Below are 25,045 nucleotides of genomic sequence, written 5' to 3'. Positions count from 1 at the left end.
TTCACGCTATGAGCTCATTTATGTCTGTGGAAGACCCAAGACTATGCTGAAAGGAAGTGGCCCTCGTTGTTTTTTCTTCAGATGTCTGGATACCCCGGATCAGGAAAGTCTTCATTAGCCAGAGTAATAGCGCAGCATACTTCTGCTGTTATTCTTGATCACGACATTGTAAAGTCTTCTCTTATGGAATCACTTGGAGCAAACACTGGGTTCAAGGAAGTTGGAAAAATTTCGTATGACATTGAATGGGCCTTGATAGATTTTCACTTATCTCAAGGTCATAATGTTATACTCGATAGCCCTTGTTTATACTCTGAGATGATAGAGAGAGGATTGAATCTGACCCAGAAATATAATGCGGAATATAAATATGTAGAATGTTTATTAAATGACTATGACGAGCTCAATAATAGACTGCGAAATAGAAAAAGAATGATTAGCCAGATTGAAAGAGTGCCTTCTGAAGAGACATTACTTAAAACTATTGAAAATGCTAAAAAGCCCTCTAATGTCAGAATACATATTGTTAATACAAAGGAACCGATTGAATCCTATATTAAAAGTGTCATTGAATACTTAAATGCTTAGCGTAAATTTTGAGGAGGGGAACAGATGGATTTTGAAAAAGCAGCCCATTTCATTTGGACACATGGCAGATTATTAGAAAGAAGGGTTTTTGAATATATTTTCCACGGTGGATCAATAAGCAATGTTGTGACTTCTCTAATAGCCTACCAGAACGAAGATGGTGGGTTTGGAAATGCAATAGAGCCAGATTTACGGGCACCCGGTAGTCAGCCACTTTTCATGGAATTTGCACTACGTTTCTTATATGACTGTAACATAAAAGACGAAGAACTCTCTCAAAAAGCATGTGATTATATTTCAAAGCATGCTGACTTAAAAAAAGGGATTCCAACAATATTTCCTTCATCATCGAACTATCCAAGAGCAGAACATTGGAATAACCCTCTTTCTCCAGAGCCATCATTTAGCAGACTTACTGGTCTTGTCGGGCTTCTTAAATGGCAAGGGATAGAACATTCCTGGCTTGATAAAGCGACAGAAATTTGTTTGGAAGATATTCACTCACAAGCCTATGATGATGCGCATACAATTTTAACTGCATTTTATTTATTGGAAAGCTTACCTCAATCGGATTTTATCAAAGGATTATTTCAAAAATTATCTAAGGAGCTTATTACTGCCAACTTTTTTTGCTTGGATGCCGCATCCCACAGTTATGGACTCTCTCCTCTAGAATTTTCGCCATCACCAACTTCTTACTGTAGCAGCATATTTTCTGATGAAACCATTCTTGATCATTTAAAAGTATTAGAATACCAACAGGAGGATGATGGAGGATGGCAGATAAAATGGGAGCCTCCCGGTGAAACAGCGAGGTTGGAATGGAGAGCCTATAAGACGCTAAAGAGTTTGATGATACTAAATTCATACAATAAGATTAATCTATAAATTGAGCGCGGAGATAATAAACAATGCAAGGAGAGAACCTATGAAAAAATTAAGGAGAATCATAATTCCGTTATTCTTAATCTTTTTATTGGGATGTAGTGATGAGGAAATTAGCGATAATTCAAAAAAAGAATATAGCAAAGCTGAACAATTTATTACCGATATGGGCTATCTGATCATTAGTAATGAAGGAATTGTTTCTGAATATTTATTAGATAAAAAACTGCTGACGGAAATGCCATACATACAATATTGGAGTGTTCAAAGTGTTGATCCAATCGATTATATAGGTAAGGAAATAACTACAAGTAAGTTAATCGTTAAAAACCACCCCTTAGATAATGAGAAGGATAATACAAAAAAACAAACCCTGATTTTTCTGCTAGAAGCAGACGATGAAGTGATAGGAGGCTATAGTTTTCCTGATTTCGATGAATTACATATGGGTTGGGTTTACACCATTGATGGAAAAACACTCGAAGAATTGACCGGAGAAGCTTTCCCGAAATGGTCTAAGGAGTGGAATTTAAGATATAAATAAAGGTTTGGGAGTATTTATAAAGGAGCAGATATGAAAAAACTAATCCTAGTACTTGTAGCTGTGGTTATTATTTCGAATGCGATATGGAGTTATTTATATTTCAATAAAGAGGTCGAAACAAATTTAAACACTGGTGTTCAAGTATATACGCTTAAGGGTACAGGGGATACATGGGATGTTTTAGATTACAAAATAATAATTTCATCTAGCAAAATTTTACGGGGACATGGGAAGTTAGTGTTCAAGGGAGACCCAAGCGCTTTAGTGAATAGTAGCTATTATAAGTATGAAGTCAATGAAAAAAACACTAATAATAAGGATGAAACAGTTCTTGTAAATGAAGCTAGGTCAACGGATGGACCCGTTTCAATATTAAGTAACACTGATATCGGGTCTATAACAGGTCCGTATTCGTATGACGAATTAAATAAAAATAGACAAAATTATGAAAACACCACTTTATCTATTACATGGAATGATAATGAAGGGGAGATTCATTCCGAAACAATAAGTTTAGATATTGAGAGTGAAATTTCTCTTAAGGATGATCTTTAAGGGTGATAAGTCCAAGAGACTAAGATTGAATCTCTACGGACTGAAGGAAGATCGTCTACGCCCCAAAAGCCTGCCGGTATTTCACAGGAGACATGCCTTCAAACCTTCTGAACACTTTAATAAAATAGCTGGATTGGGCAAAACCGGACTGAGTCGCAACCTGAGCAATGGAGAGTCCTGTGGAAACCAGTAAAAGCTTGGCTTTAGCCAGCCGACAATCGGTTAAATAACGGTTTGGAGTTTTGCCCATAACCACCCGGAACAGCCTTAGAAAATGATAGCTGCTGTACCCGGTCAATCTTGCCATCGATTCCAGAGACCAAGGGCTGGCACATTCGACATGAATGATATCTGCAGCACTCCGGATGGACTGTCTAACCTCGTGCGGTACTGAGCCGTGAAGCGGCTCGGAGTTCTGCAGCAATTTAACTAGAAGCTCATACAGCAGAGCAGATAGTCTTGGCTCGCTACGGGTCACGTAGGAAGCGCTCAGTAGGTACATTTCCTCGAATAGCTCGTCCAGCTTAGCATCCAAATCAAAAGTGAACAGGTATGCACGGGACTGGTCCACTTCCTCTAATAAGGGGAGGACGATTTCAATATTAAAATGAACCCATCGGACATCCCAAGGCTCGCCTGGGTCAGAGCCGTATTGCTGATAAGCCCCTTTTGGGTACAGAAAACCTCGTCCTCTACTCATCGGAATACGTTCGCCCTCATGGAATACATAACCCTCCCCACCAAAGATCAAATGCAGGTTATAACTCCCCAGAAACCCTTCGCTTCTTCTCTCTGTATGTTGTGGAAAGTGAGTGTAATGTCCCAAAAATTCAGGATAACAGACATATTTTGAAAAAGCCGGTGTCGGCAAATACCATTGTTTCTTCATGTTTGGCAGCACCCATTTCTGTAGCGCAACAGAGCGCAAGTTGGATTAAGGCAATAAACGCAAGATTGTTATATGATAGCAATATTTTGTTATATAAGACCTCTTATCATTGATACTACAATAGAATTATAAAATATTGAAAGCATATTTTTAATACTTTGGAGGTAATGATGAAGAAACCTGTCGCAACTGAAAAATTCGAGCTTGGCGTTTGTTATTATCCGGAGCACTGGCCAGAAAACATGTGGGAGGACGATTATCGCCGGATGCGTGAACTCGGCTTTACGATCATTCGGATGGGGGAGTTTGCTTGGTCTATTTTTGAACCCACAGAAGGGGAGTTTCAGTTCGGGCTCTTTGATCGGGCGATTGATCTAGCACATAAATATGGTCTTCAGGTTGTACTTGGTACTCCGACGGCAACGCCTCCAGCTTGGTTGACTGATAAATATCCAGAAGTATTAAATGTAACCTACGAAGGTGTTACACTTCAGCATGGCATGCGCCGCCATTATAATTACAGCAGTCCTAAATACCGGGAACTGTGTGCACGTATTGCAGAACAAATGGCTGAACATTACGGCAATCATCCGGGTGTAGTTGGCTGGCAAATTGATAATGAGCTCAACTGTGAGATCAGTGAATTTTATTCGGAGAGTGACCATAAGGCCTTCCGGGAATGGCTACAGCAGAAATATGTTACGCTTGAGCATTTGAACGAGGCATGGGGAGCTGTTTTTTGGAATCAAAGCTATAGTGACTGGTCTCAGGTCTATCTTCCACGTCCGACTCCAGTACCGAAGCAACCCAATCCTCATCAGGCATTGGATGAAAAACGGTTTATTTCGGACAATACAATTTCTTTTGCCAAAAACCAAGCGGATATCATTCGTAAACTTGCCCCTAAGCAATGGGTAACCACGAACGGTCTGTTCGGTCATCTCGATAGCCATGAAATGACGGATGAACTGCTGGATTTCTTCAGCTATGATTCCTATCCTCAGTTCTCTACTATTTTTTATGACCCGAATGAGCGGAATCCGCTGAATGATAGAGGCTGGGGACTGTCGTTATCTGTTGTTCGTTCGATATCCCCGAATTTCTGCATTATGGAGCAGCAGTCGGGCCCGGGTGGCTGGGTGAACCGGATGGATATGCCTTCTCCAAAGCCCGGGCAGATGCGGTTATGGACTTATCAGTCGATCGCTCATGGGGCAGATATGGTGTTATATTTCCGCTGGCGGACAGCTACGATGGGCAATGAAATTTATTGGCATGGAATCAATGACTATCATAATCAGCCTAACCGGAGAGTGCGGGAAGCGGGGCAGATCGGTCAGGAGCTGGCAGCAGCAGGTCAAGCGTTTATCGGTACTCATAATCAGGCTAACGTTGCTATTGTTCGTGATTATGACAATGAGTGGGATGGAGAATACGATGTTTGGCATGGCCCGTTTATGTGGAAGAGCAATAAGGAGTGGTACAAGGCTCTTCAGCGGAAGCATATCCCGAATGACGTGCTCTATTTGCGCAAAAAAACAACGCTGGAGGAGCTTGCAAGGTACGACGTGCTTATCTATCCTCACCCAGCGATTATGACAGATGAGACAGCGTCTCTGCTGGATGAATATGTTCAACAAGGCGGCAAACTGATCTTCGGCTGTAGAACTGGCTATAAGGATGAGCGCGGTCAATGTTATATGCGTCCTTTCCCAGGTACTGCTAAGGATCAATGCGGGATCACAGTTGAAGAATTCACAATGGTTAAGGGCAGTCGTCAGCCAACAACAATTAGCTGGTCGGGCGCGACCGAAGTCGTTACAGGAGCAGATGACTTTAATGATATTCTCAAAATAGAGGAAGCTTCGGTTGAAGTGATGGCGGTTTACGCCTCTGATTATTATGCGGGAAAACCGGCGGTAACTAGAAATCGTCGCGGCAAGGGTGAGGTTTGGTATTACGGAGCCGTATTTAACGAACAGGCAGCGGCTGAGATCATAAATTTAATGGATCTACAATCGCCAGCAAATTGGCTGAAGCTCCCAGAAGAGGTAGAGCTGCAAGTCCGTACCGGAGCTTCTTCCAGTTATGCTTTTTTGCTTAATTATAGTGAGACTCCTGTCACGATCCATCTTCATGAGACCAAAACAGATTTACTGAGCGGCACAACATTGTCGGGCGAGGTGCTTCTGGAAGGATTTGGGGTATTGGTGTTATACTAACGTACACATTGATCTCACATTTGAGTAGATTTGGATAATTCTCTCTTTTCGGTTATACTTTGAAGTAGCAATTATATAGTTACGGGAGCTTGGTGGGACCAGGCTGAGAGGATAGTTATAACTATCGACCGTCAAACCTGATCTGGATAATGCCAGCGGAGGAAATGGAGCTCTATTTCTATTTGTCTACTCTAAGGCCTCATCTTATACAGATGTGGCCTTTTCTATGTGTGGGGAGTAGACCGTCTCCGCTTGATCAAATCACCTTATAGGAGGAATTGAGATGACAAGCGAATTGAACAACGATCCAATCAATTTATCAGCTTTTCCAGCAAGTCAAAAAGTGTATGTAAAGGGTTCACGGCCTGATATTCAGGTGCCTATGCGGGAGATCTCACTTAGTCCAACTGCGGGCATAGACGGCGAAGAGGAGAATTCCCCAATTCATGTCTATGACACAAGTGGGGCTTACACGGATGCTAATATTCATACTGATATTCGTCAGGGGTTAGAGCCCAATCGTCTAAGCTGGATTGAGGAACGAGGGGATGTGGAAGCGTACGAAGGAAGAACCGTGAAGCCTGAAGATAACGGGAATGCAACGGGAAAAGCTGTGGCGGAAGTGTTTCCAGCGCTCCATAGAAAACCTTTGCGAGCGAAAAAGGGGCGTAATGTCTCTCAAATGCATTATGCACGCAAAGGGATTATTACTTCGGAAATGGAATACGTTGCGATTCGTGAGAATGTGACACCGGAATTTGTAAGAGATGAAGTAGCCCGCGGCCGCGCCATCATTCCAGCGAATATCAATCATCCAGAGAGTGAACCAATGATTATTGGGCGTAATTTTTTGGTAAAGATCAATGCCAATATTGGAAACTCCGCAGTATCCTCATCCATAGAGGAAGAGGTGGAGAAAATGAGATGGGCTACCCGCTGGGGTGCAGACAATATAATGGATCTCTCCACAGGTAAAAACATCCATACGACACGCGAGTGGATCATCCGTAATTCTCCTGTTCCTATTGGAACGGTGCCTATTTATCAAGCTTTGGAAAAAGTGAATGGGAAAGCGGAAGATTTAACGTGGGAAGTATACCGTGATACGCTCATTGAGCAAGCGGAGCAAGGGGTTGATTATTTTACCATTCATGCGGGAGTTCTGCTTCGTTATATCCCGTTGACGGCACAACGTATGACAGGTATTGTTTCAAGAGGTGGCTCCATTATGGCGGCATGGTGTCTTGCGCATCATCAAGAGAACTTTTTATATACACATTTTGAAGAGATATGTGAAATCATGAAGCTGTACGATGTTTCTTTTTCCCTAGGCGATGGATTACGTCCGGGTTCGATTGCTGATGCGAATGATGAAGCACAATTTGCCGAGTTAGAGACGTTAGGTGAATTAACAGCTATGGCTTGGAGTCATGATGTACAGGTGATGGTAGAGGGTCCAGGACATGTGCCGATGCACTTGATTAAAGAGAATATGGATAAGCAACTTGAAACTTGCAACGAAGCCCCTTTTTATACGTTAGGTCCACTGACTACAGATATTGCTCCGGGGTATGATCATATTACCTCTGCTATAGGCGCAGCGATGATTGGTTGGTTCGGTACAGCAATGTTATGTTACGTAACTCCGAAGGAGCATCTTGGCCTGCCTAATAAGGAAGATGTACGTGTAGGGGTCATTACTTATAAAATAGCGGCACATGCCGCAGATTTGGCGAAAGGGCATAAAGGAGCACAAGACCGGGATAATGCTCTTTCGAAAGCCCGTTTTGAATTTCGTTGGCGTGATCAATTTCATTTATCGTTAGATCCTGAGCGAGCGCTCGAATATCATGATGAGACATTGCCTGCGGAAGGCGCTAAAACAGCTCATTTCTGTTCCATGTGCGGGCCGAAATTTTGCAGTATGAAGATCTCTCATAATATCCGGAATACGACGAGAATTGAATCAGGAATGCAAGAGAAGGCACAAGAATTTCTCCAAGGCGGGAGCCTCATTTATAGATAACTTTTTCTGCTAAAAAGAAATACCTAAAAGAAGTCGTCATTGGCGGCTTCTTCTTTTATACTTTGAATAGATAGGAGTTGATGAAATGGAAGCGATTCGTTCAGAGGAAGTCATTTTAGAGGATTTAAGTAATAGTTTCTATCATTTTTTTGGATTGAAAGTCCTTCATGCTACCCCAATAAAACGTGGCTGGTTAAATCTTAAATGGAAAATCACAACGGATTCAGGGCAATTTCTACTTAAACAATACAACAAAAAAAGATATAAATTGTATAACCCAGAAGAGCTGAACTTTGCCTTTTCTCAACAGAAAAGATTGTATCTACAGGGGCTCCCATGTCCCGGATTGTTGGCTTATAACAATAATGTTTTACTGGAATCAGATCAGGGAGAAACGTTTATGGCAATGGAATATTGTGAAGGCCGTGTCATAGAGCCGGGTAAGATTAATATCCATCAAATGTTTGATTTGGGTCGTGCCACAGGTAAAATGCATCGTTTATTAAATGATGGGACCATTAGTTTGAAAAGAACCCCACAATTTATTCCACAAAGCCCTGAGGAACGTTTAGAACATTGGAATGTACTCCTACAACAATCAAAGGAAATGGGTAAAACCTCACTTATCACTGACCTAGAGATACAACTAAGAGCGACTGAAGAAATAGATCCGGAAATATTCGAAGGACTTGAAGCTGGATGGGCACATCGTGATTTATGGGTTGATAATCTTTTATTTCAAGATAGCCAATTGTCTGCAATTCTAGATTTTGATCGGTTCAAATATGATTATCCGCAGCTAGATGTAGCGCGAGCAGTGATGTCATGTGCTCTAGATGAAGATTTAGATGGAGCACTAGCCTCAGCATTTATTGACGGATATCGTGAGGAACGAACGGTGGAGCAGGGGGATTTAACAAAATCATTGCAGTTGTTGTGGTATATGGAAAGCCCGTGGTGGATTAATGCCGCGATGGACAAACATAGTGTACCTCCAAAACGTTTTGCAAAAGAAATGAATTGGCTGGCTAAGAACCTGAACAATTTACCTGCTATCTTAGGGAACTTATAGTGAAAACGATTGAATTATAGCCTAAAAGATGCATTGACCAGCCAAAGTTTGGCGCCTATAATCTTAACAAGGAAAATCCACCACATATAGAGCTATTTGTAAACGCATTCAATGAGCTTTTTCCTTATTTATCATGGAAGGAGGAGATCAAAACTATCAAGTATTTCTTTTTTTCTCATTTTTGCAAACGTTTGCACCACACGATAAGCATAAAAATCGTAGCTGCACTAAAAATTATGAGGAGGTTATTTACTTGGTATCCAAACAATCCAGGCGTTATATTTCGTGGTTAATTATTTTTTCGCTCATTTTTAGTTTATTTGGTTTATCGGGTGGAGCATCGGCCAGCAATACGGATCATACAGTCACCTATACCAATCCTACAGCGACAGCTGTGACCTTACATTGGACTACGAATAACTGGGCTAATACTACGGACACGGTGATGACCAAAAATGGAACCACGTTCACCGCCAACCTCAATGTTCAGGAAGGTGCCACCCTTATTTATTGTTATCACATCACGGCTCCAACGGATAGTTGGGACAATAACGGCGGGAAGAACTGGACGGTGGTTATTCCGGTTGCCGGGAAATACGAAGCAGAGAGTGCATCCCTGTCTGGTGGTGCAAAAGTAAATACGAATCACATCGGATATTCGGGCACTGGTTTTGTTGATGGATATACAACTACAGGAGCAGCCACCACTTTTAACGTCCAGTCTTCCGCAGCAGGGTCCTATAATGCCACACTTCACTATGCTAATGCATCTGGCAGTGCAAAAAAGGTGTCCATTTATGTCAATGGAATAAAGGTTACACAGACAACATTAGCAAACCTGGCCAACTGGGATACATGGGCAGACCAAATAGAAATACTCTCCTTACAGGCAGGAAATAACACGCTTGCTTATAAATATGACTCGGATGATAGCGGGAATATTAATATCGACTATGTGACCCTTTCGGCCGGAGCTACCCCAACACCAACGATAACTCCTACCCCAACAGTGACGCCAACACCTACGGTAACTCCTACACCAACGGTGACACCAACACCTACGGTAGCTCCTACACCAACGGTGACGCCAACACCTACCGTAACTCCTACACCAACGCCAACACCAACACCTACCGTAACTCCTACACCAACTTCAGCGGGGCTAACCGTTCACTTTAAGAAACCAGCAAGCTGGAATGCAGCGATCCGCATCCATTACTGGAATCTGAATCCGGCAACCGTTCCGACTAGTGGAGCATGGCCGGGAATACTGATGAAATCGGACGGAAACGATTGGTATAGCTATACTGTTCCAAATGCTACAGGTGCAAGCCTGATCTTTAATGACGGCAATGGCAAACAGACGGCTGACTTATCTCGCAGCATAAAAGAGGGCTGGTATAACTCAGATAATGTATGGTATGACGCCAATCCAGACGTTCCTAAGGTTCCGGTGATAACCGTCTCTCCTGTGCCCAAAACCTATGATTCTGCCCAAACGGTGACACTATCCAGTACAAATAGCGGCGATAAAATTTATTATACGACCAATGGCTCGACACCTACGACAACCTCAACGTTGTATACGACTCCAATCCAAGTACCTTCATCTTTGACTATCAAAGCATTCGGCGTTAACTCTATAGGGCAAGCGGGTAATGTAGGCTCTTTTGCTTATGTGATTGATCTGAATGCCGATTTGCAAGCTCCGATTATCACTGCGAATCTGCCTGTTGGGAATTCGAGCTCAGCGGTTTCCGTATCTTTTAATATAAAAGACAACAAGGCGGCAACAACTACAGCATATTACACAGATAATGGTACGGAACCAACAACGAGTTCAAAAGTCTATATCTCAGGCAATGCACTGACATCTCTTGCAGGACCGTCTATCTTAATTAACAAGACGACAACCTTAAAATTTCTTGTGATCGATGGTGCCGGAAATGAAACCAAACAGAGTTTTGTTTATAACATTGGTAATAAGGGCGATTTTCGTGAAGATACGATTTATTTTGTAATCACTTCCCGGTTCTATGACGGTGATTCCAGTAACAACGAGCATGCATGGGAGGATGCCAAGGCAGGAAATCCGGACTCTGATCCAGCTTGGAGAGGGGATTTCAAAGGACTGATTCAAAAGCTCGATTACATTAAAGCCCTAGGCTTCAGTGCCATCTGGATTACACCTGTGGTGCAGAATGCCAGCGGTTATGATTATCATGGGTACCATGCAATTAATTTTGCAAAAATAGATCCAAGATATGAATCCGCAGGGGCTTCTTATCAGGATTTGATCAATGCGGCGCACGCTAGAGGGATAAAGGTTATTCAAGATATTGTCGTCAATCATACCGGTAATTTTGGAGAAGAAAATCTGTTCCCGATGTTCAAAAAAGATCCGGCGGCGGCGGACACCGTGAGTAACATGCTCAAAATTACGGATAAGCTGCCAGCTAACTATGATTCCATGACCCCTGATCAGCAATATCAGGCAAGACTTGCCTTAATGAAGACTGCGGAGACTAACAATAACATTTACCATACGGAAAAAAGTCTTTCTTGGGAGTCTTATACCGTCCAGACAGGACAGATTGCGGGAGACTGTGTGGACTTAAACACAGAAAATCCTCTAGTGAATCAGTATCTAATCGACAGCTATAATCAATATATTGATATGGGTGTGGATGCTTTCCGGGTCGATACTGTAAAGCATGTAAGCCGGTATATTTTTAACAAATATTTTGTGCCGGCATGGAAAACAAGAGGGGGCTCAGACTTCTTTGTCTTTGGGGAAGTGGCTACTCGGTACAGAGATGTGTGGAACAGTGGAATCCCGGCGATATCAACACCATTTTATACTTGGAAAAGCTCAAAATCCTATCCGGGTGACGGTCAAAATGATTACGCTTCCAACAAGCTATCGGTGGAACAAGAGTGGGCAGATAACTCTACTACAGCAGGACAGCCTACCTCGAACAATGCTTTTTTAACAGGAAATACTTATCATACGCCTGACTATTCGATGAAATCGGGTATGGATGTTATTGATTTTCCAATGCACTGGGCCTTCAAGACTGCTCAGGAAGCATTCAGTATGAGAAGCGGTGATCAATTCTATAATGATGCTACCTGGAATGTAACTTATATTGACTCTCATGACTATGCACCTGACCAGGCACCAGAAAATCAAAGATTTGCCGGCACACAGGACACTTGGGCTGAGAATCTCGCTCTGATGTTCACCTTCCGAGGAATACCTGCGATCTATTATGGTTCTGAAATTGAGTTTAAAAAAGGATCAGTCATAGATGTAGGTCCAAATGCACCGTTAAGTACAACAGGCCGTGCTTACTTTGGCGATCATATTGAGGGTAGTGTTACTGTTCAAGATTACGGTAAATATACCAATGCTACTGGCACACTTGCAGACTCGTTAAATTATCCTCTGGCGAAACATATCAGACAACTTAATTTAATCAGAAGAGCTGTTCCTGCTTTGCAAAAAGGCCAATATTCTACAGAAAATGTATCAGGTGATTTGGCATTTAAAAGAAGATACACTGATAGTAGCAAAGGAATCGATAGCTTTGCTTTGGTTACGATCTCAGGAAATGCAACATTCACCGGAATTCCTAACGGAACTTATGTGGATGCGGTCACTGGTGATACGAAAACCGTTACCAACGGTGTGATCACAATCAACTGCTCCGGTAAAGGAAATGCGCGTGTATATGTATTGAACGGTAGTGGTGGAATCGGAGAGTCAGGAACCTATCTGAAGTAGACCCTTGTATCCATTTCATAGTTAAAAAGAAGCAACATCAGCCCGGATTCCGCAACTGGTGTTGCTTCAATTTCATATATGTGGAGAGATATTATGCATACTATAGACGTCGATTTAGTAGCAAGATTAATAAATGAACAATTTCCTGAATGGTCCGATTTAGAGATCAGGTCTGTAAAATTCAGTGGGCATGATAATCGGACTTTTCATTTAGGTGAACAGATGAGTGTGAGATTACCAAGTGCAGCCGCTTATGTTCCTCAAGTGGAGAAAGAACAACTATGGTTACCTTTTTTAAAGAAAGGACTGACGTTACCTATTTCAACACCATTAGCAAAAGGGACACCTACCAAAGAATATCCTTGGCCTTGGTCTATTAATAATTGGCTAGAGGGAGAGACTTTATCCCATGAGAACATTAATGATCTCAATCAATTTGCGAGAGACTTGGGAAGCTTTTTAATTGAATTACAGTCTATTGATGCTAGTGGGGGACCTTTAGCCGGAGAGCATAATTTTTATAGAGGTGGGTCCTTAGCTGTATATGATGAGGAATCTAGAAATGCGATTGAGCATAATAAAGATATTTTTAATGAAGGTCTATTGAAAAAGATCTGGGAACTGGCATTAGACTCTGAATGGGAGTCAGAACCAGTTTGGGTTCATGGTGATATCGCACCTGGAAATATATTAGTCAAAGACGGACAGCTTTGTGCAGTCATTGATTTTGGCATATTAGGGGTGGGTGATCCTGCTTGTGATGCTGCAATGGCGTGGACTTTTTTTGATGAGGCTAGTAGAAGAATCTTTAAAAAGGTATTAAACATGGATGCACAAACGTGGAATAGAGCAAGAGGGTGGGCTTTATGGAAAGCACTGATCACCTATAATGGAAATCGATATTCTAACCCAACAGTAGCGGAAGAATCCTTGAATATTATCAATTTAATAGTAGAAGACATCGAATTGTAGAAATTGAACTACATAAAACATGTAAACTAAACCATAATAGTCAATAAGTACGAATGAGCATCAGTCAGATGATAAAGTGTTGTATTTAAATCCGAAAGAAAGGAATTTGTATGAACATTTAGCGACTGACAACGATTATCATATTAGAATTATTATAAATAACTTGACAGGCCTTAATTTGGTTAATTATAATAATTATAAATAGTATCCACTCTATTCATAAATTAAACCCAAAGGAGATTAAACAATATGTCATTAATCGGAACAGAAGTACTACCATTCAAAGCAAGCGCATTTCAAGATGGGAAATTTATCGATGTTACAGAAGAAAACTTCAAAGGTAAATGGAGTGTAGTTTGCTTTTACCCAGCTGACTTCACATTCGTATGCCCAACTGAACTAGAAGATTTGCAGAACCAATATGAAACCCTCAAACAACTAGGTGTTGAAGTATATTCCGTTTCTACTGACACACACTTTACACATAAAGCATGGCATGAAAGCTCCGCAGCAATTGGCAAGGTGAAGTACATTATGATCGGCGATCCTTCCCATGTGGTTTCCCGCAACTTTGATGTATTGATCGAAGCTGACGGTCTTGCTGATCGTGGTACATTCATCATTGATCCAGACGGTGTTATTCAAACTGTTGAGATTAATGCTGGTGGTATCGGCCGTGATGCTAGCGCTCTTGTTAACAAAATTAAAGCAGCGCAATATGTACGCAATCATCCAGGTGAAGTTTGCCCAGCGAAATGGTCGGAAGGTGCAGAAACTCTTAAACCAAGTCTCGATCTTGTAGGTAAGATTTAAGGAGCGAAAGCTAAATGAAACTAGATCAAGAAATAAAAGCTCAACTAGCGCAATACCTAGAACTCTTGGAAGGCGATGTAGTACTGAAACTCAGTGCAGGCGCTGACGAGGCATCACAAGAGATGACTGAACTAGTTGATGAAATTGCCAAAATGTCAGCTAGGATTACGGTGGAAAGAACCGAACTATCTAGAACCCCAAGCTTTAGTGTAAATCGTGTGGGTGAAGATACGGGTGTAACCTTTGCCGGAACTCCGCTTGGACACGAATTTACTTCATTAGTATTGGCTCTGTTGCAAGTTAGCGGAAGAGCTCCTAAGGTTGAGCAAAGTGTAATTGATCAGATCAAAGGCATTAGTGGTGAATATAAGTTTGAAACTTATGTTAGCCTGAGCTGTCATAATTGTCCTGATGTTGTACAAGCACTGAATCTTATGAGTATCTTTAATCCGGGCATTACCCATACGATGATTGACGGTGGAGTATTCAAAGAAGAGGTAGAAAGCAAAGAAATTATGTCTGTTCCAAGCGTCTACCTTAATGGTGAATTTTTCGAAAGTGGTCGTATGACGGTTGAAGAAATTTTAGCTAAAATGGGCAGCAGTGTGGACGCATCAGAGTTTGACAATAAAGCTCCATATGATGTGCTTGTTGTCGGCAGCGGCCCAGCTGGTGCAAGTGCAGCCATTTACGCGGCACGTAAAGGTATTCGTACAGGTATTGTTGCTGAACGCTTTGGCGGACAGGTTAACGACACGCTTGGTATCGAGAACTTTATTAGTGTGAAGTACACTGAAGGTCCTCAACTCGTAGCTAAACTTGAAGAGCAGGTAAAAGAGTATGGCATTGATGTGATGAAATTGCAGCGTGTCAGACGTCTAGACAAAAATGACTTAATTGAAGTTGAACTCGAGAACGGCGCTGTTCTAAAGAGTAAGACGGTCATTCTGTCTACAGGTGCTCGCTGGCGGAATATGGGCGTGCCTGGTGAAGCTGAATTCAAGAACAAAGGTGTAGCCTACTGCCCACACTGTGATGGTCCTTTGTTTGCAGGCAAAGATGTTGCAGTTGTTGGCGGCGGTAACTCAGGTATTGAGGCAGCTATTGACCTTGCAGGTATAGTGAAGCATGTAACGGTTCTGGAATTTGCTCCAGAGCTCAAAGCTGATGCTGTACTGCAAGATCGTCTTTACAGCCTTCCTAACGTTACTGTTCTTAAAAACGTGCAAACTAAAGAAATTACCGGAACTGATAAGGTAAATGGTATTTCTTATGTTGATCGTGCGACAGAAGAGACTCACCATGTTGAATTGCAGGGTGTATTTGTACAGATCGGTCTGGTTCCAAATACAGAATGGCTAGGTGACACAGTTGAACGTACTCGCGTAGGTGAGATTGTTGTAGATAGCCATGGTGCTACTAGCTTACCAGGAGTATTTGCTGCTGGTGACTGCACTAATAGTGCTTATAAACAAATCATTATCTCGATGGGATCCGGTGCAACTGCAGCGCTAGGAGCATTTGATTATCTGATCCGTAACTAATCGATATTATTAGTAACAGCAAGAGAACGAAAGCCCTCACTTTTCACAAAGTGGGGGCTTTTTTTTATGTTATCCGTCTTTTGTGAGAGAGAAATGGGTGTTTGTAAACTTTTTTGGAGGATTTTATGAAGATTTTCGCGAATACATATCTAAAATATGAATTAAGCAAAATTAAATATTTAGATTAAATGCATGTATGTAAGGCATGATCTGCTTAGACTTGGTGCGCTATAAATAACGTTTTGCTGGAATGGAGACTATATTTCTGTGATTAACAACATTGAATCTTTAGACAAATTTATCTCACTTATACCTATTATAAAATTATCGATCCCGGCTGATTTATCAATAGCGATATGTGATTTGGAACGGTTCGTTGCTTATTTTCCTGGCGACACCATAAATTTAAACATTAACGAAGGACAATCTTTAAACAAAGAAGAACCGCTTTACTTAGCGATACAAGAGAATCGTACCTTGAAGTCCGATGTTCCAGCCCACTTTTATGGATTTGAGTTTACAGGTACAGCAACACCTCTTCACGATCAAACGGGACAAGTCATTGGCGGGATTGCAGTTCAGATTCGAAGACAAAGTGAATTAAAAGCCATTGTAGAACAAATCTCGGAATCATTATCCCAAGCCAATGAGCAAATTAATAATATTTCCTATGGCGTAAGTTCACTTTCGGATCACTCTCAGGAACTACTCATTCAATCTCAGCAGGCTGGAAAAGATGTAGAGAATACAACAGAAGTCCTATCCATTATTAACAGGGTTGCTGATCAAACGAATTTACTTGGGCTGAATGCTGCAATAGAAGCAGCGCATGCAGGTGAGAAAGGTAGAAGTTTTGAAGTCGTAGCCAAGGAAATCCGGAAATTTTCAAGGGAAACCGTTGCCTCAACGCAAAACATAAATAAAACCATGTTACAGATCAAGGGAATTACGAATCAAATGGCTAATTCGATAGAGAAGATAGCAGCTATCGGCCAAGAACAGGCGGCGTCTGTTCAGCATACTTCTACATTTATTGAGGAAATAAAGATAATGTCCCAAAAACTTAACGAGTTTGCTAATAAATTATAAAAAGAGATTCAGTAGCAGTATTTTTGTCGCAATAAAAGAAAATTTTAAACGTATATTTAAAATGATGAATGGTATAGTAAGATAGTAATGAGTAATCAACATAGGAGGAATAAATTATGTCAACGCCGCACAATGCAGCACAAAATGGTGAAATCGCCAAAACAGTATTAATGCCAGGAGATCCTTTGAGAGCGAAGTATATTGCAGAAACCTATTTGGAGAACCCAACCCAATTTAATACGGTACGTAATATGTTTGGATATACAGGAACTTATAAAGGCAAAGAGGTTTCTGTAATGGGTTCGGGAATGGGAATGCCAAGTATCGGTATTTATTCTTATGAACTATACAAAAACTATGGTGTGGAAAACATCATTCGTATCGGTAGTGCTGGAGCATACACAGATAAATTGAATTTATTTGACGTGGTGTTGGCGGATAGCGCGTGGAGTGAATCTACATATGCCTATGTGCAAAGCGGTGTAGAAGGAGATATCCAGCTGCCAAGTAAAGAATTGAACGAAGTCATTGAAGCAGCGGCTACACGTATTAACAAGCCAGTTCTGACGGCGAGAATTCATTCCAGCGATGTATTCTATCATGAAGACAATGTGCCTGGAGTTAATGAATTTTACAATGAACATGGCTGTGTTTGTGTAGAAATGGAGAGTTATGCGTTGTTCCATAATGCGAAAGTGTTAGGTAAACAAGCTGCATGTATTCTTACCATTTCTGATTCGTTAGTTACTCATGCTGTAACCACGGCAGAAGAAAGACAAAATTCTTTCAACGGCATGATGGAAGTAGCTTTAGAAGCAGCGATTTCTATTTAATAAAAAAGATTAAGTAGCTTAAAAAGTTCTACGAGCAAAAGCTTGAGAGCCTATTAAATTCAGGATTAAGTCCTGATATTTAATAGGTTTTTTTCTCATTTGTAAGGTTGTGGAAATGGATAGGTGAAGCGTGTAAATTATTGTTGTTTTTAATCAAAATTTAATGTTAAATTCGTAATATTTCTCTCGGATTATACCGATATAAAAATCAAACCAAATGGCTACAAATCTTAGAAAAGACATCTAATCTCCATATGGTGGAAGTATTTATATTTTGGTGTAATGCCAAAGGGGGAAAATTGTGATTAAGCGGAGTGGCAATCTTTTATTAGCAATAAGTTTAGTATTCTCTATCGTCAGTTCTCTGTTTATGCCTGCAGTAATTTATGCAGCACCCAGCAATAGCAATATCATAGATCAAAGCTCCACATCAGCTGGAAATTTGAGCAGTGTTGCATTTGGTAACAATGTTTTTGTAGCGGTGGGCCAAGGAGGGATATCTACATCATCAAATGGCGTAGATTGGTCTATCTCCAATAAGGCGGGGAACCCCAAACTAACTTCTAGTGTGTTCGCTAATGGGCTGTTCTTAGCTATTGATGGTAGCGAAAAGGCAGTATACAATTCACTCGATGGTGAAAATTGGACAAAAAAAACGTTAGCTATCACTCCGGAAAGGTTGAAAGCGGTCAATGGAAAGTTTTTTGTATGGCAGTCAGTATATATACCTGGCACCAATCCACCTTCTTATAATGTAACTCTTCTACAATCCTCGGATGGCATTAACTGGACAGACACAGGAATCACTTCTACCAATGCAATATTCGGAATGCAAAGCTTAACGGATATTGCTTATGGCGACAACAAATATGTGGTCTCTGCTAACAATGCTGTCTATTATACCTCAACGAATCTGATCAATTGGACAACGGTTACCTTAACCGATCTTGTGATCAACCACTATAATTCTAGCTGGCCTTATGTTACGAATGTAATCTATTTAAATAATCGTTTCTTTAGTTATATCGTGACTCCTTATGCTAAAAAAGTATTCACCTCTACAGACGGTGTTAACTGGACCGTTGATGCCTCATGGGATAATAAGCAATTTTATGGGGGAGGTTCTTTAAATGGGAGCTATTTGTTGTTTGGGCAGGGCGTAATTTATAAATCTCCTGCGGCTCCGCTGGACAGCAGCCAGTGGACATCTTCGGATACCCATACAACAATGATGGTGAACAATATGGTTTACGGAAATGGCAAATATGTTGCCTCAGGGGGCAGCGGCTTGCTGGTTTCTTCTGACCTCTCGGCGTGGAGTAATGTCAGCGGTAATCTGAAAAGTATTGCTAAGGATGGTAATGGCAATTATGTTGCCGTCTCATCCGGGGAATATGGCTCTATTTACAAATCTACTAGCTCCGCAGTATGGAACGATGTCACACCCTCTAAGCTGCCGGGAATGAATGCGGTCACTTATGGAGCAGGGAAGTTTATTGCAGTTACAGATAAAGAAAACTACAATCTTAACGCCAAAGTGGTGACCTCGACCAACGGTGACACTTGGACTACGACAGATACCGGAGTGCAGGACAATCTGACAGGTATTGCTTTTGGCACAAATCAGTATATTGCAGTTTCCGATTATGGCGGAATTTATTCTTCAGTTAACGGAACCTCATGGACAGAGAGATTTAAAAATGGGGATTTTGCATTTAATACAGTAGCTTACTTGAATAATCAATTTGTAGCTCTTGGGATGAAATACAATAGTACTACTTATGAGCAAGAGAGCGTTGTTATCGCAAAATCATCGGATGGAATACAGTGGAATGTGCCCCTAGAGATTGGGTTCCCCAATACTTCTTTAAAGGGAATTGCCTATGATGGCAGAGCTTATATTCTGGTTGGAGAAGATACAATTAGCCAGCAGGCAGTAATTCTAACCACTGAGGATTTGGTAACTTTTACGAAGGTTACAATATCAGCTAGCGCACTAAATAATATCAGCTTTGGTAATGGAAGTTTTCTGGCTGTTGGATTGAAGGGGGAGTTATTCTCTTCGGCAGACGGATCCACGTGGACTCAGGAAACATCAGATCTTACTTCTAATCTTAATGGCATTATTTACGATGGTACTAACTTTAAGGTCGTGGGGGATTATTTCACTAAAATGACCTTGAACCTAGGACCTACTCTTGCATATAACATCACCGCCTCAGCGGCGACCTTGACGCCTGTCGTAGGTGTAGATAATGGGATTACGCTGACCGTGAAGAATTCGCTGGGCGATACGGACACTCTGTTTACCGGAACAAAAGAAGTGACGGTAACGGGTTATGGTGTTGCACCGGACGGAACGTACGGAAGCTTAGGAAGCACCGCTTTGGCAGCTTCACCGAGCAAGATCAACGTTGATTTCGTTGCGGGTGTAGCACAGGTGAACCTGAAGCTGAACAAAGCGGGAGCACAAGCTGTTGTGTTCAGCCAAGCAGGCGTAGCCACGCCAGCGGCAACGGCGCTGAACATTGCACCTGTCGCAGGTAGTACAGCGACAATGAAACTGACCACAGGCGTAAGTGCGCCGCAGGCCAATGGCGGCAGCTTTGCGCAGCAGCCAGTGATAACACTGCTGGATCAGTTTGGAAATGTAAACATTGGCGACAACAGTACGATTGTTACTGTTTCGAAGAAGGACGCAGGGAGCTGGACATTGACGGGAAATACGACATTGACGGCAGTAGCGGGCGTCATTTCCTTTACGGATCTGGGAGCCACGAATGCAGCTGGAATCACCGGAGCCCAACTGGCATTTGATGCGACAGGACTTCCACAGATCACTAGTGTAGCGTTGAATCTTCCACAACCACAGGGAGCGCAAAGCATCACTGCCTCAGCGGCGACGTTGACACCTGTCGTAGGTGTAGATAATGGCATTACGCTGACCGTGAAGAATTCGCTGGGCGACACGGACACTCTGTTTACCGGAACAAAAGAAGTGACGGTAGCGGGTTATGATGTTGCGCCGGACGGAACGTACGGAAGCTTAGGAAGTACCGCTTTGGCAGCTTCACCAAACAAGATCAACGTTGATTTCGTTGAGGGCGTAGCTCAGGTGGATCTGAAGCTGAACAAAGCTGGCGCGCAAGCGGTTATGTTCAGCCAAGCAGGTGTAGCCTCGCCAGCGGCAATGGCGCTGAACATTGCACCTGTCGCAGGTAGCACAGCGACAATGAAGCTGACCACAGGCGTAAGTGCTCCGCAAGCCAATGGCGGTAGCTTCGCGCAGCAGCCAGTAATTACTTTGCTGGATCAGTTTGGGAATGTAAACATTGGCGACAACAGTACGGTTGTTACTGTGTCGAAGAAGGATGCAGGAAGCTGGATGTTGACGGGAAATACGACATTGACGGCAGTAGCGGGCGTCATTTCCTTTACGGATCTGGGAGCCACGAATGCAGCTGGAATCACAGGAGCCCAACTGGCATTTGATGCGACAGGACTTCCACAGATCACTAGCGCTACCGTGAATCTTCCACAACCACAGGGAGCACAAAGCATTACCGCCTCAGCGGCGACGTTGACACCTGTCGTAGGTGTAGATAATGGGATTACGCTGACCGTGAAGAATTCGCTGGGCGACACGGACACTCTGTTTACCGGAACAAAAGAAGTGACGGTAGCGGGTTATGATGTTGCGCCGGACGGAACGTACGGAAGCTTAGAAAGCACCGCTTTGGTAGCTTCACCGAGCAAGATCAACGTTAATTTCGTTGCGGGTGTAGCTCAGGTGGATCTGAAGCTGAACAAAGCGGGAGCACAGGCTGTTGTGTTCAGCCAAGCAGGCGTAGCCTCGCCAGCGGCAATGGCGCTGAACATTGCACCTGTCGCAGGCAGCACAGCGACAATGAAGCTGACCACAGGCGTAAGTGCTCCGCAAGCCAATGGCGGTAGCTTCGCGCAGCAGCCAGTAATTACTTTGCTGGATCAGTTTGGGAATGTAAACATTGGCGACAGCAGTACGGTTGTTACTGTGTCGAAGAAGGATGCAGGAAGCTGGACGTTGACGGGGAATGTGACGTTGACGGCAGTAGCGGGTGTCATTACCTTTACGGATCTGGGAGCTACGAATGCAGCTGGAATCACAGGAGCCCAACTGGCATTTGATGCGACAGGACTTCCACAGATCACTAGTGTAGCGTTGAATCTTCCACAACCACAGGGAGCGCAAAGCATCACTGCCTCAGCGGCGACGTTGACACCTGTCGTAGGTGTAGATAATGGCATTACGCTGACCGTGAAGAATTCGCTGGGCGACACGGACACTCTGTTTACCGGAACAAAAGAAGTGACGGTAACGGGTTATGATGTTGCGCCGGACGGAACGTACGGCAGCTTAGGAAGTACCGCTTTGGCAGCTTCACCGAGCAAGATCAACGTTGATTTCGTTGAGGGTGTAGCACAGGTGAACCTGAAGCTGAACAAAGCTGGCGCGCAAGCGGTTATGTTCAGCCAAGTAGGTGTAGCATCGCCAGCGGCAACGGCGCTGAACATTGCACCTGTCGCAGGTAGCACAGCGACAATGAAGCTGACCACGGGCGTAAGTGCTCCGCAAGCCAATGGCGGTAGCTTCGCGCAGCAGCCAGTAATTACTTTGCTGGATCAGTTTGGGAATGTAAACATTGGCGACAACAGTACGGTTGTTACTGTGTCGAAGAAGGATGCAGGAAGCTGGACGTTGACGGGGAATGTGACGTTGACGGCAGTAGCGGGTGTCATTACCTTTACGGATCTGGGAGCTACGAATGCAGCTGGAATCACAGGAGCCCAACTGGCATTTGATGCGACAGGTCTTGCAGAGATCACTAGTGCAGTTATTGACCTTACCTGGCCTGAACTTGCTGCGCCAAGTATTGAGTCTGTAACGGCAGGAAACGGACATATTCGAATTACTTGGAGTCCCGTATATGGTACCGATAGTTACGCTGTATATCAGTCTACAGCTTCAGGTGTTTATGGAGCTGAGGTAGCTACTATAAGTGGCTCTGAGAACAGTTACGATGCTGTAGGATTAATTAATGGAACTGCTTATTATTTTATTGTTAAAGCTGTTAATCCTGATGGTATCAGTGCGGCTTCCAATGAAGTAACTAGAACGCCTCAGGTTCCAGCGCCGGGCGCGCCAATACTTCATTCACCTGTGGCAAGTAATGGCATCATCGGCTTAACATGGGATCCGGTGAAGGGTGCGATTGGATACACTATATATCAAGGTATCACTTCCGGAATCTATGAGACACAAGTGGCTACAGTAAGCGAGTCCGTCTACAACTATGATGTGACAGGGTTAACTAATGGCCAATCTTATTATTTCGTAGTTAAGGCATCTAATCCGGGCGGGGAGAGTGCAGCTTCTAACGAAGTCAGCACGAAACCAAGAACATCACCATCTGCACCTACGGGCTTAATAGCAGTAGCGGGAGATGGCGAGGCGACTGTGACATTTGCAGTTCCTGATTCGAACGGGGGAACTCCAATTACGAATTATGAGGTTACTGCTTCTCCGGGTAATATCGTAACAGTTGGGGCAACAAGTCCAATAACGGTAACAGGTCTAGCGAATGGAACAACTTATTCGTTTACAGCTAAAGCGATTAATAGCGCTGGTAGTAGTGTAGCTTCTGAAGTTTCGAACTCCGTGACACCAAAGTCATCAACGGAGGTTGAGGTTACACCTACACCGCCAACACCAACACCAACACCAACAGAATCACCGACATCAACACCGACTGCACCACCTGCAACAACTGCACCACCTGCAACAGCAGGATCCACTGCTACAGCTACAGCTACACCATCTAGCAGCATGATTGAGGTATTGGTGAACGGTAAGGTTGAAAATGCCGGAACAGCAACGATATCTGAGCATAACGGGCAGACGGTTACCACGATTGTTGTAGATCAGGCAAAAATAGAGCAACGCATCGAAAAGGAAGACCAGAATGCAATTATAACTATCCCTGTGACTGCGACTTCAGATGTGATTATTGGCGAGCTTAATGGTCAAATCATCAAAGATATGGAGCAGAAGCAGGCGCTGTTAATCATTCGTACTCCAAAGGGTACTTATACAATATCAGCAGCACAGATTGATATCAGTGCAATTTCAAAACAGTTTGGCACAGACATTGCTCTACAAGATGTGAAGGTGCAAATTTCAATTTCTGTTCCGACTGCGGATGTACTGAAAAGAATAGAAATGCTGGCAGCCAATGAAAAGCTAACGCTGGTAGCTCAGCCATTAGATTTCACGGTGAAAGTTACTTACGCTGGGAAAACTGTTGAACTCACTAAGTTTAATACCTATGTGGAAAGAACTATTCCTCTTGCGGATGGTGTAGACCTTAAGAAGATTACGACTGGGCTAGTGCTTGAAGCAGGGGGGACGATCCGCCATGTACCCACACAGATTGTTGCCATTGATGGCAAAAACTTTGCGAAAATACACAGTTTAACGAACAGTACGTATTTTGTAGTTCAAGATCCACAGAACTTCAAGGATGTCGTCACCCACTGGGCTAAGGACATTGTCAATGAGATGGCTTCCCGTAAGGTTATTAATGGAGTCGGTGACGATTTGTTTAACCCTAATCAGGAGATTACACGTGCAGAATTTGCGGCGATTATCGTACGTGGATTGGGATTGAAATTGGAGAGCGGAACAACATCCTTTACGGATGTGAAGGTCTCAGATTGGTATAATGATGCGGTGCAGACAGCTTACTCCTATAAGCTAATCAACGGTTTTGAGGATGGAGCGTTCCATCCTACAGACAAGATTACTCGGGAACAGGCGATGAGTATTATTGCTAAAGCTATGGTGATTACCGATTTGAAGACAAAACTTCCTGCCAAAGAAGCAAGCGAGCTGCTGAGCATTTACACGGATGCGAATGAAGCATCAGGCTGGGCGAAGAGTGGCATTGCAGACAGCCTGCAAGCAGGAATCATCACGGGCAGAAGCGGAAATGTACTTGCCCCACAAGCCTTCATTACGAGAGCAGAAGTTGCGGCTATCATCCAAAGATTGCTGCAACAATCAGATTTGATTTAATACACGGTACTGATTCGAGAGGATCCTTCATGCAGGAAGAGCTGCGGAGGGTCCTCTTTATTTTATTAGGTCAGAGACAATCATTTGTTGCTTTTTTATTGACAAGAAGAAA

At 42.9% G+C, this 25,045-nt stretch carries 15 protein-coding genes and 1 riboswitch; of the genes, 14 read left to right on the top strand and 1 reads right to left on the bottom strand.

The annotated features are described in order from the left end of the window. Nucleotides 1–24: 24 nt before the first annotated feature. From MKZ16_RS28805 to MKZ16_RS28790, 4 genes are read left to right on the top strand one after another with little or no spacing between them, the layout of a single operon-like run. A complete protein-coding gene (locus tag MKZ16_RS28805; RefSeq protein WP_256715511.1) occupies nucleotides 25–588 on the top strand; it encodes an AAA family ATPase in 564 nt (187 codons plus the stop codon). 24 nt (nucleotides 589–612) lie between these two features. After that, nucleotides 613–1,476, top strand: a complete 864-nt coding sequence (locus MKZ16_RS28800; protein ID WP_076105564.1) for a hypothetical protein — start codon at nucleotides 613–615, stop codon at nucleotides 1,474–1,476. 40 nt (nucleotides 1,477–1,516) lie between these two features. After that, nucleotides 1,517–2,017 carry a hypothetical protein gene (locus tag MKZ16_RS28795; RefSeq protein ID WP_052097341.1) on the top strand — a complete coding sequence of 167 codons (501 nt, stop codon included), beginning with the start codon at nucleotides 1,517–1,519 and terminating at the stop codon, nucleotides 2,015–2,017. Between the two features lie 30 nt (nucleotides 2,018–2,047). Beyond that, a complete protein-coding gene (locus MKZ16_RS28790; protein ID WP_038573400.1) occupies nucleotides 2,048–2,572 on the top strand; it encodes a hypothetical protein in 525 nt (174 codons plus the stop codon). A 55-nt stretch (nucleotides 2,573–2,627) separates the two neighbouring features. On the opposite strand, the gene MKZ16_RS28785 is transcribed toward MKZ16_RS28790, so the two are convergent. Further along, entirely contained in the window at nucleotides 2,628–3,461 is an 834-nt protein-coding gene (locus MKZ16_RS28785) for an AraC family transcriptional regulator (protein WP_052097339.1), read from the bottom strand. 170 nt (nucleotides 3,462–3,631) lie between these two features. On the opposite strand from MKZ16_RS28785, the gene MKZ16_RS28780 reads away from it, so the two are divergent. From MKZ16_RS28780 to MKZ16_RS28735, 10 genes are all read left to right on the top strand, one after another. After that, nucleotides 3,632–5,683, top strand: coding sequence for a beta-galactosidase (locus MKZ16_RS28780; protein WP_076105565.1), 2,052 nt, complete (start codon nucleotides 3,632–3,634; stop codon nucleotides 5,681–5,683). A gap of 71 nt (nucleotides 5,684–5,754) precedes the next feature. After that, nucleotides 5,755–5,864, top strand: a riboswitch (TPP riboswitch). Between the two features lie 102 nt (nucleotides 5,865–5,966). Beyond that, nucleotides 5,967–7,709 carry a phosphomethylpyrimidine synthase ThiC gene (gene thiC / locus MKZ16_RS28775; protein WP_076105566.1) on the top strand — a complete coding sequence of 581 codons (1,743 nt, stop codon included), beginning with the start codon at nucleotides 5,967–5,969 and terminating at the stop codon, nucleotides 7,707–7,709. A gap of 85 nt (nucleotides 7,710–7,794) precedes the next feature. Beyond that, complete coding sequence (locus MKZ16_RS28770) at nucleotides 7,795–8,781, top strand: phosphotransferase (protein ID WP_076105567.1); 987 nt, start codon at nucleotides 7,795–7,797, stop codon at nucleotides 8,779–8,781. Between the two features lie 253 nt (nucleotides 8,782–9,034). Beyond that, nucleotides 9,035–12,568, top strand: a complete 3,534-nt coding sequence (locus MKZ16_RS28765) for an alpha-amylase family glycosyl hydrolase (protein ID WP_094902388.1) — start codon at nucleotides 9,035–9,037, stop codon at nucleotides 12,566–12,568. Between the two features lie 93 nt (nucleotides 12,569–12,661). Further along, complete coding sequence (locus tag MKZ16_RS28760; protein WP_076099897.1) at nucleotides 12,662–13,540, top strand: aminoglycoside phosphotransferase family protein; 879 nt, start codon at nucleotides 12,662–12,664, stop codon at nucleotides 13,538–13,540. 249 nt (nucleotides 13,541–13,789) lie between these two features. Further along, nucleotides 13,790–14,353, top strand: a complete 564-nt coding sequence (gene ahpC / locus MKZ16_RS28755) for an alkyl hydroperoxide reductase subunit C (protein ID WP_036681373.1) — start codon at nucleotides 13,790–13,792, stop codon at nucleotides 14,351–14,353. Between the two features lie 14 nt (nucleotides 14,354–14,367). Then, nucleotides 14,368–15,897: an alkyl hydroperoxide reductase subunit F gene (ahpF, locus tag MKZ16_RS28750; RefSeq protein ID WP_036681374.1), complete on the top strand. Its 1,530-nt coding sequence runs from the start codon at nucleotides 14,368–14,370 to the stop codon at nucleotides 15,895–15,897. Nucleotides 15,898–16,164: 267 nt separating this feature from the next. After that, nucleotides 16,165–16,986, top strand: coding sequence for a methyl-accepting chemotaxis protein (locus MKZ16_RS28745; RefSeq protein ID WP_076099899.1), 822 nt, complete (start codon nucleotides 16,165–16,167; stop codon nucleotides 16,984–16,986). Between the two features lie 116 nt (nucleotides 16,987–17,102). After that, entirely contained in the window at nucleotides 17,103–17,819 is a 717-nt protein-coding gene (gene deoD, locus MKZ16_RS28740) for a purine-nucleoside phosphorylase (RefSeq protein ID WP_036681380.1), read from the top strand. Between the two features lie 301 nt (nucleotides 17,820–18,120). Then, nucleotides 18,121–24,933: an S-layer homology domain-containing protein gene (locus MKZ16_RS28735; RefSeq protein WP_339815055.1), complete on the top strand. Its 6,813-nt coding sequence runs from the start codon at nucleotides 18,121–18,123 to the stop codon at nucleotides 24,931–24,933. Nucleotides 24,934–25,045: the final 112 nt, after the last annotated feature.

The organism is Paenibacillus sp. FSL R5-0928 (assembly GCF_037970385.1).
Taxonomy (GTDB): Bacteria; Bacillota; Bacilli; order Paenibacillales; family Paenibacillaceae; genus Paenibacillus_AQ; species Paenibacillus_AQ odorifer.
This window is presented reverse-complemented; position numbering and strand designations above follow the sequence as displayed.